Consider the following 2,879-nt stretch of genomic DNA (forward strand, 5'->3'; position numbering starts at 1 on the left):
GTCGAGACCGAGCCGACCCCCGCCGCCGTCGAGACCGCACCGCCCCCCGCCGCCACCATCGCGGAACCGGCCCCGACCGCCGTCGAGACCGAGACGGTCCCGACCGCCGCCGACACCTCCGCCGCCGAGACCTCCGCCGTCGAGACCGAGCCGACCCCGGCGCTGGTCGAGACCGCGCCCGCCGCCGAGACCACCGCCGCTACCGAACCCACCGCCGCTGCGGTTACCAACACCGTTGGCGAGCCCTCCGCCGCCGTCCAGGCCGAGCCGACCCCGGCGCTGGCCGAGACCGCGCCTGCGGTGGACGCCGAGCCGGTCGCCGCACAGCCGGCAGTCGACGCTCCGGTCACCACCGAGCCGCTCACCCCGGACCCGGTCGTCGCGCCCGCCGACAGCACTGCGCCGGAGCCGGTGTCCGCCCTCGACGGACCTGCCGAGACCGACTCCGCCGAACGGCCCACCGTCGCCACCCCGCCGGTACGGCCCACCCCGGCCGCCGACCCCACGGCGGCCACCACCACCGCACCGGTCACCACCGAGGCCACCGCGTCGCCGGACGCCACCGCGCCCGCCACCGAGCCGGCCCCTGCCGAGCTGGTGACCGCCGAGCCGGTCACTACGGAGGCAGTCGCCACCGAGCCGGTCACTGCCGGGCCCGCTGCCGAGCCGGTGACCGCCGCGTCCGTAGTGGCCGCACCCGCTGCCGCCGGGGCTGCCGACGACTTCCGGCGCATCCAGGGGGTCGGGCCGAAGATGGCCGCCGCGCTGCAGGGTGCGGGCATCGTCACGTACCGGCAGTTGGCCGAGCTGGACGAGGCCGCGCTGCGGGAGGTCATCAAGGGTGCCGGACTGCGCGCCACCGCGAGCCTGGTCACCTGGCCGCAGCAGGCGAAGGTGCTGGCGGCCGGCGGCACCGACTGACCGATCGCCCCCACGGGCCGCCGACGCGGACGGGTCTTCGGACCGTCCCGGGTCGGCGGCCCGTCTCGTTGTCGTCACGGCGGGTACACCCCGTGGCCCTGCTGCGGGTCGGAGTCACCGTCGCTCTGCTCGTCGCCGGGGCCACGCCGACCTCCGTTTGGCCGTTCGGTCCGTCTGGGTACAAGGCCCGGCACCGTGCAACCCACCGGATCGTGGAGGAAGCCATGCGTGGCACGTCGATATTCGGAGTCCTGGTCGTGATCTGGCTCATCATCGGCGCGGTCGCCGCCGGCCAGCGCGGCTACTACGACAACGAGGAGACCAACTGTGCCGAGTTGGGCACCATACTGGTGACCATCGTCGCCGGGCCGCTGAACTACGTCGGCGCCAACCCGCAGGTCGAGTGCGAACTGCCGCAGCCCTCGCAGTGACGCTTCCCGGGTCGGCGGCGGATGGCGCTGAGCGCCGCGTCGACGCTCACCCGGCGCCACCGACATCACCTGTCGGTGTAATGCGGAAGCCACTCGATCCGGGATCGAGTGGCTTCCGTCGTGCCACCAGGCCACTCGATCCCGGATCGAGCGTGATCTTGGGGATAGGGCGACGGAGGTGCCCGGCGCCCAGGACGGATCCGGCCCTCCGCCGTGGTCTCGAGGACCGGGTGGCGGAGGGCCGGACGTACGGGTGGATCAGCGGAAGCAGTGCGCCACCGGCGGACGGCTCCCCTCGCAGTTGGTGGGGCTGTTCTCGATCACGACGGTGTCGTCGTCGATCTTGAGCTGAGCCCGCTCGACCTGTGCGCCACCGGCCTTCACGGTCGCCCGGTTGCCGGTCACCTGGCTGCGGTAGAGCGAGGCGGTGCCGGCGGTGACGAACAGCCCGGCACCCCGGGACCGTGGTCCGACCGCCGCGTTGTCCTGCACGTCGCTGCCGCGCACCAGCAGGTTGGACTTCTCGGCGTAGATGCCACCACCGTTGCCCCGGGTGGTGTTGTCCTGGATCACGCTGTCGTCCAGCGGCAGCAGGCCCTGGACGGTGGAGATGCCGCCACCGGCCACGGCGGCCAGGTTGTCCCGGATCGTCATCTGGCGCAGGATCAGCACCGCGTCCGAGTTGGCCAGGCCGCCGCCGGTCTGGGCGCTGTTGCCGATCACCGCGCTGTCGAACACCTTGGTACGCGCGGAGAAGCTGGCCATTCCACCGCCCTGCCCGGCGTTGTTCTGCACGAAGGTGGAGGAGTACACGTCACCGGCGGCCCGGAAGTTGGCCAGGCCACCGCCGTAGCTGACCGCGCTGTTGTGTCGGAACTCGGTGCGGTGCATGGTCATCACACCACCGTTGAGCAGGCCCCCGCCCTTGCCCTGGGCACCGGCGGCACGGTTGCCGATCAGTCGGCTGTCGCTGATCTGGAGGTTGCCGTCGTTGAAGATGCCCCCGCCGCCACCCTCGGCGGACAGCGAGGTGCTGTTCACCACGGTCACGCCCTCGACCACCGCGGTAGCGCCGTGCACGACGAAGAGGCTGCCGCCCTCCACCTTCGACCGGCCGTTGCGCAGGGTCACGTCCCGCAGGGTCAGCTCACCGCCGTCCCGCACGGTGAAGAACCGGAACTCCTCGGCGTCGGCGGCGCGCACGATGGAGGCGCCGGAGCCCTCGATGGTGATCCCGTGATAGATGACCGGCAGTCCGGCCGTGTCGTCCGCCGGGTTGCGCGGCGGCGCCTCGGCGTCGCCCGGGGTCTCGGCGGCGTCCGCGGCATCCCGCGCGTCGCGGATGCCGCCGTCGTACTCGTCGACCTGCACGAAGGCGTGGGTCAGCGTGTAGGTGCACTTCTCGGCCAGGTGCAGTGTCGCGCCGCCCTCGGCGTTGGCGCGGACCAGCGCCGCGACGAGTCGGGCGGAGTCGCACGGCACCCGGATCGCCTCGCCCTGCGGCGGGCGACCGTTGCGGGTCGGCAG

3 protein-coding genes are annotated in these 2,879 nt (G+C 73.0%); 2 read left to right on the plus strand and 1 reads right to left on the minus strand.

What is annotated here, in order from left to right; genetic code table 11:
- Together EYA84_RS33880 and EYA84_RS29895 are read left to right on the plus strand one after the other, a co-directional pair.
- A partial coding sequence (locus tag EYA84_RS33880) for a helix-hairpin-helix domain-containing protein (protein WP_201272525.1) occupies nt 1-921 on the plus strand: 921 nt, incomplete at its 5' end.
- Nucleotides 922-1,145: 224 nt separating this feature from the next.
- Nucleotides 1,146-1,352 carry a hypothetical protein gene (locus EYA84_RS29895; RefSeq protein WP_117228195.1) on the plus strand — a complete coding sequence of 69 codons (207 nt, stop codon included), beginning with the start codon at nt 1,146-1,148 and terminating at the stop codon, nt 1,350-1,352.
- 258 nt (nt 1,353-1,610) lie between these two features.
- Here the strand turns inward: EYA84_RS29895 and EYA84_RS29900 are convergent.
- The coding region (locus EYA84_RS29900) for a right-handed parallel beta-helix repeat-containing protein (protein WP_131057467.1) at nt 1,611-2,879 on the minus strand (1,269 nt) is incomplete at its 5' end.

Origin of the sequence: Verrucosispora sp. SN26_14.1, from assembly GCF_004307965.1 — a bacterium.
In the GTDB taxonomy this organism is placed as follows: Bacteria; Actinomycetota; Actinomycetes; order Mycobacteriales; family Micromonosporaceae; genus Micromonospora.